Origin of the sequence: Paraburkholderia sediminicola, assembly GCF_046026895.1 — a bacterium.
GTDB classification, from domain to species: domain Bacteria; phylum Pseudomonadota; class Gammaproteobacteria; order Burkholderiales; family Burkholderiaceae; genus Paraburkholderia; species Paraburkholderia sediminicola_C.
On the sequence record NZ_JAQQEU010000155.1, the window covers coordinates 1 to 6078 of the forward strand.

The 6078-nt window shown below is 60.4% G+C and carries 7 protein-coding genes; 6 read left to right on the top strand and 1 reads right to left on the bottom strand.

Annotation, left to right across the window (positions count from 1 at the left end; all coding sequences use genetic code 11):
- Window positions 1-688 precede the first annotated feature (688 nt).
- Window positions 689-1501, bottom strand: a complete 813-nt coding sequence (locus PQR02_RS39295) for an IclR family transcriptional regulator domain-containing protein (protein ID WP_408243206.1) — start codon at window positions 1499-1501, stop codon at window positions 689-691.
- Window positions 1502-1577: 76 nt separating this feature from the next.
- Between PQR02_RS39295 and PQR02_RS39300 the strand changes: the two genes are divergently transcribed.
- From PQR02_RS39300 to PQR02_RS39325, 6 genes are all read left to right on the top strand, one after another.
- A complete protein-coding gene (locus PQR02_RS39300; protein ID WP_408243207.1) occupies window positions 1578-2051 on the top strand; it encodes a MaoC family dehydratase in 474 nt (157 codons plus the stop codon).
- A gap of 2 nt (window positions 2052-2053) precedes the next feature.
- Complete coding sequence (locus PQR02_RS39305) at window positions 2054-2500, top strand: MaoC family dehydratase (protein WP_408243212.1); 447 nt, start codon at window positions 2054-2056, stop codon at window positions 2498-2500.
- A 64-nt stretch (window positions 2501-2564) separates the two neighbouring features.
- Window positions 2565-3821, top strand: a complete 1257-nt coding sequence (locus PQR02_RS39310; protein WP_408243208.1) for a CaiB/BaiF CoA transferase family protein — start codon at window positions 2565-2567, stop codon at window positions 3819-3821.
- A gap of 13 nt (window positions 3822-3834) precedes the next feature.
- Window positions 3835-4236, top strand: coding sequence for a Zn-ribbon domain-containing OB-fold protein (locus tag PQR02_RS39315; RefSeq protein WP_408243209.1), 402 nt, complete (start codon window positions 3835-3837; stop codon window positions 4234-4236).
- Entirely contained in the window at window positions 4233-5396 is a 1164-nt protein-coding gene (locus PQR02_RS39320; protein ID WP_408243210.1) for a thiolase family protein, read from the top strand. The genes PQR02_RS39315 and PQR02_RS39320 overlap by 4 nt, the downstream gene beginning before the upstream one ends.
- 116 nt (window positions 5397-5512) lie before the next feature.
- The coding region (locus PQR02_RS39325) for an MFS transporter (protein ID WP_408243211.1) at window positions 5513-6078 on the top strand (566 nt) is incomplete at its 3' end.

Genomic DNA, 6078 nt, shown 5'->3' on the forward strand with positions numbered 1-6078 from the left:
GACAAGGCAGGCATTGATGAAAGCGTGCAAAAGGCGAAGGACTGGATCACGAAAAACGCCGAAAGCACGGGCGTGGGCGCGCCGGAGATATCGGAGGGATCAGTCCTTATTCACCTGAAGTAACTTTGACTTTCGACTGGCAGCGCGTGAGTTCAGCGGGCGGATCGGGACGTACGCAACCGGCCTCACCGTCCACTCCTCACGCCCAGGTCTTGCGTGGTTCGTCCAGACGTGCCTTTTGCAAATCCTCCGCGCTCATCACAATGCGGCACTTCTGGCTCTCATGCGGCCTGACATGCATTCAACGGACCCACGTCCGTACTATTCAGAAAAGCGGAGCGGGCAATCTGCTTTCTTTTTCATCGAGCGGCGAGTCGCGAACAAGCGGACGTACGCTACTCATGTCAAACGTTGAACGGCTGCTTCGGAGGGGAATGACTGGCCGGAGTGGGGTCGGCTTGCGACAGCCACCAGCCGAGCGACAGCGAGCGTCCTTGGCGCTTCAGCATCGGACCGCAGTCGGCCAGGTGCGGGCGTTCGCCTGCGCTTTCACATGGACGTTCGAACGTCCCCTCCGCGCGGACAACGGACTTTTTTGTGAGCCGATCACGCCCGTCGCGTCATCGCGATCGCGCCAAGCAGGACGGTCAGGGACGCCTCCTCCCTCTCAGGATACACGTCGTCGAAGCTAGCTCGCGGCTCTCAACTGGGACGCCGCGAGGCGCAACTCACCGAGATACCGCTGAACCGCGGTTTTCTGGTCGAATTGCCCCGTGGGAAGGCTGACATTTACCGCCGCTATGGTCAGGCCGTCCTTATCACGTACCGGGACCGCAAGCCCGCAAATGGAATCATCGAGTTCTCCATCAATCCATGAGTATCCGTCGCTTCGTGCGGCAAGAATTCGTTCCCGCAAGACTGTTTTGTCCATCACGGTGGCACCGGTCAGATGCTTGAGCGTGGCCGTTTCGAGGTAGTGGTTCAACTCGTCGTCAGGGAGGCCGGCAAGCATCACCCGCCCCATCGACACGGCATGTGCGGGTAACCGGCTTCCTAGGGTCGGACTCATGGGCAGGATCCGTTTCGAATGCTGACGCTGGATGTAAACGATGTCCTCGCCATCGAGTACGGAGAGGGCGCATGACTGCTTGATGCGCGTGCAAAGTTCCTCAAGCGCCACCTGCGCCTCGCGCCAATAGGGAAGTGTGCCCAGATAGGAAAGCCCTAGCCGGAGCACGCGCGGCGTGAGCCAGTATTGCTTTCCGTCGGACTTCACGAAAGACAGCTCAATCAGAGTCATCAGAAATCGCCGCACGGCGGTGCGCGGCAGACCGACACTGTCGGCAATCTCTCCCAGCGTCTGGTGCGTTGCGCCGCGTCCCATCGCTTCGATCACCGCGATGCCACGTGCGAATGTGCGGACGAACGATTCACTCTCAGGCGTTGCCATGCTTTCTCCGTGACCCTTGACATCGCAGATTTTAGTTGCGATGATGACCATCAAGCGGACCGATATATCCGCTTAGCGGACATTATAGCAAGATGATACCAATTCATCAACTCGATATGGAAACCTCATGAAAGCCGAAACGTTCGAGACAGATTTCTGGAAGGACGCCGAACTGCGCAAGACCTGGGACGACATCATCCCTGGCGAGCCGCGCAAGACGTTGCCTTACACGCTCACGCTGGAAGCAATCCAGAAGCTGTGCCGGGTGTTGGGCGACACGCATCCACTGTACTTCGATGAGGAGTACGCGAAACAGAGCCCCTACAAAGGGCTGATCGCACCGCCTTCTGTTCACATCCTGCTGATGTTCTCCTGCACGCCTGCCGACGACTGGATGCGCAGTCCCGGCACCATCAACGCCGGTCAGTCGTGGAGCTACAACGTTCCCGCACGCCCGGGCGACACTATCCGCCTTGAAGCGCGCGCACTCGACAAATTCATCAAGAAAGATCGTTTGTTCGTCGTTCATGACAACGTTTTTTTCAACCAGCACAACCAGGTGATCTGCTCCGGCCGCGGCTGGACGATTCGCGCCTTTTGAGGATGACCATGACAAACGCATTTGACACCTTGCAGGCGGGGCAGCAGATCGACGGCACCCCGTTTTCGCCCACACGCGAAACCATCCGGGAATTTTGCGAAGCATCGCTGGATTTCAATCCGCTGCACCTTGACGACGAGTACATGAAGGGCAGTTTCGGCCGGACAAGTTTCGGTGGAATCATCATGCACGGCATGAACAACTTTGGCGTTATCACGAAGATGCTGACCGACTGGCTCTATCCGCGCGGCGGCGTTCAGCGCCGGTTGGAAACCCGCTGGAAGGCGCCGGTCAAACCGGGCGACACGATCACGCCGACCGCCACGATCACGGCGGTGCAGGTGACTAAAAAAGGACACTGGGCGACGCTCGACGTCCAGGTGTCCAATCAGCGCGGCGAAACCATTGCGGTTGGCGAGGCGATGGTGGAGTTTCCGGCCGCGCTTTGATCGATGCCTCCCAGGCCGGGGCGCCCACGTTCATTCCCGATAACAACATTGAGACAGCCCGACCATGTCATTGGAAGAAACGCCAGTAGCCGAGGGGCGCCCACAGGCCCTGTCGCACATCCGTGTGCTTGATCTTTCCCGCATTCTTGCCGGACCCTGGTGCAGCCAGAACCTGGCCGATATGGGTTCCGAAGTCATCAAGGTCGAGCGGCCGCGCATCGGCGACGACACTCGCGCCTGGGGGCCGCCCTGGATCCGGGACGCAAGCGGAGCTGATACTCGCAACTCGACGTACTATGCCGCGGCTAACCGCGGCAAGAAGTCGATCACCGTCGATATCGCCACGCCGCAAGGCCAGGCGCTAGTACGCCGGCTCGCTGCAAAAAGCGACGTGGTGATTGAAAATTACAAGGTCGGCGATCTGAAGCGCTATGGCCTCGACTACGAGTGCCTGCGCGAGGTCAACCCCCGGCTCGTCTACTGTTCGATCACCGGCTACGGTCAGGACGGTCCCAGCGCGAACAAGCCCGGCTACGACTTCGTATTCCAGGCAAAGGGCGGCCTGATGAGCGTCACCGGAGAACAGGACGCGTTGCCCGGCGGTGGACCGCAAAAGGCCGGCATCGCGATTGCCGACGTCATGACGGGCATGTATGCCACGATCGCGATCCTTTCAGCGCTTCACTACCGGACAGTATCGGGCAGGGGGCAGTACATCGACATGGCGTTACTTGACTGCATCGTGGCATTGGGTGGCAACCAGGTGACCGGCTTCTTCGCCAACGGCAAGGTACCGCATCGCTATGGCAATGCCCACGCGAGCCTCGTTCCTTACCAGGTGTTCACCGTCAGTGACGGAGAGATGGTGGTCGCCGTCGGCAACGACACCCAGTGGCAACAGTATTGCGATGCAATTGAGCGTCCGGATCTGGCCGGCGATCCGCGCTGGCGTTATGTGACTGGGCGCATCACCGGACGCAATGAACTCGTGCCCGAACTGGCGCGCGCGATGCTGACCCGCTCCAAGGCGGAATGGATCGAACGCTTCGATGCACGCGGCGTGCCGTGCGGTCCTATCAATGACTACCGGGAAGTGTTCGAGGACGAGCAGGTCCAGCATCGTGCGCTGCGAATCGATATGCGCCAGGCCGACGGGGGCACTGTCTCCACCATCGCCAGCCCACTACGGCTCTGCGATACCCCGCCGTCCTATCGTCGACCGCCACCGACTCTCGGCGACTCAACCGATGCGGTGCTTCAGGAACTGCTCGGTTGTACGCAGCAGGAAATCGCCGACTACCGTGCGAACCGCGTCATCTGAAGGACACGTTTTCATGACCAACACCGTCAATATTTCCCCTTCCGCTTCGGGTTCGCCATTGGCGGTCTTCCGTGACTATCTGGGTAAAGGACAACTCGCCTACCAGCGCGACGCCGCAACGGGCGAGGCTGTGTTCTACCCACGCGTCATCGGGCCCGGTTCGGGCAACCCGGATCTGACATGGCATATCAGCACCGGCCTCGGGACCGTCTATGCCGTCACCGTCATCAGCCCACGTGGGGAACCGCCTTACAACGTCGTGCTTATCGACATGGACGAGGGCTTTCGCCTGATGAGCCGGGTCGAGGGCCTGCCGGCCGAGTCGGTCCGCATTGGCATGCGGGTGCGGGCTCGTGTACATCATCCCGCTGACGGACAACCACCGCACCCCGTCTTCGATGCGGAGGTAGCATGACCGGATCCGTACTCAAACGCGGCGCTTGCGCCATTGTGGGTGTAGCAGAATCCGATCTCGGCGAAGTTGGCGCGGGCCTTTCGGCCGTCGATCTGATGGCGCAGGCAACACACCGTGCCCTGCAGGACTGCGGCCTGTCGTTGCGCGATGTGGACGGCGTCTTTGCGACCACCTCGCAAAGTCGAATGCCCACGCTCGCGCTTTGCGAATACCTCGGTGTCAAGCCGCGCTATCACGATGGCACGAATATCGGCGGGGGCAGCTTCATGTCGATGGTCGCGCATGCGCAGGCCGCCATCCAGTCCGGCTTGTGTGAGGTCGCATTGATCGCCTACGGCAGTACGCAACGTAGTGTCGGCCGAGCGAACGTTGCCGCTCCCGACGCCAATCCGTACGAGTCACCGTACCGGCCGATCTACACAGCGAGTTCTTACGCACTGTCGACAGCCCGCCACATGCATCAGTACGGCACCACGCGCGAGCATCTGGCACACATTGCCGTGGCGGCAAGGCAGTGGGCTCTCCTCAACCCGTCTGCATGGGAAAAGCAGCCTCTCACGATCGACGAGGTGTTAGGCGCCCGCATGGTCAGCAGTCCCCTGACCGTGCGTGACTGTTGTCTCGTCACCGATGGCGGCGGAGCACTCATCATGACATCGGCCGAACGCGCTGCGAACCTCGCCTCGCGTCCCGCATATGTGCTCGGGGTCGGGGAAGATCTGAGCCACTACAGCATCAGCAGCATGCCGGATCTGACCGTCACCGGCGCGGCGCGCTCGGGCGCCGCCGCGTACACGATGTCCGGGCTCACGTCGCGCGACATCGATGTGGTTGAAGTCTACGACGCCTTCACGATCACTACACTGCTGTTCTTGGAAGACCTCGGGTTTTGCCCGAAGGGCGAGGGTGGTCGCTTCGTTGCCGACGGTGCCATCGCACCGGGTGGGGCGCTTCCCGTGAACACAAATGGCGGCGGTCTCTCCTACTGCCATCCGGGCATGTACGGCGTATTCGTTCTCATCGAAGCCGTGCGTCAGATACGTGGCGAAGCAGGCCGCCGCCAGGTCCCTGGCTGCGAGACCGCGATCGTGCATGGCAACGGCGGCACATTGTCGAGCCAGAGCACCGTGATCCTTGGCAGTGCAGCCACGGTGTCCTGAGATCAAAGGCCGTCGACGACATGAAAAGTACGAGCGACAAAACGCTCAAATAACTACCACTCTGGAGACCAGGTATGTCATCTATACCAGCTGTTGTCGTACCCGCGGAGCATGCCGTGTACAGAAAGATTGCATGGCGGCTAATACCGTTCCTGTTGCTGTGCTACATGCTGGCAACGATAGACAGGTTCAACATCGGCTTTGCGAAGCTCCAGTTCTTGCACGACCTGAAGCTTGACGACGCTGTCTATGGTATAGCTGCGGGTGTCTTTTCGATCGGCTATGTTGCTTTCGAAGTGCCAAGCAACCTTCTGCTCCAACGCGTGGGTGTACGGCGCACGCTGCTACGGATCATGGTGCTCTGGGGCATGGTGACGTGTCTGCTCATGTTTTCACAGAGCGCACTGCACCTGTACATCCTGCGTTTTCTGCTGGGCGTTGCAGAGGCCGGTTTTTTCCCGGGAATCCTGCTGTATCTGACCTACTGGTTTCCGGATCGTCTGCGGGGCCGGATGACCAGTCTGTTTGTCATGGCGGTTCCCGTCGGCGGCATCATCTCCGGGCCACTATCGGGATGGGTGATGGCGCAGTTCCAGGGCGTCGGCGGCTTTCATGGCTGGCAATGGCTGTTCCTGACGGAAGGCGCGCCGGCTGTGGTATGCGGAGTCGTTGCGTACTTCTT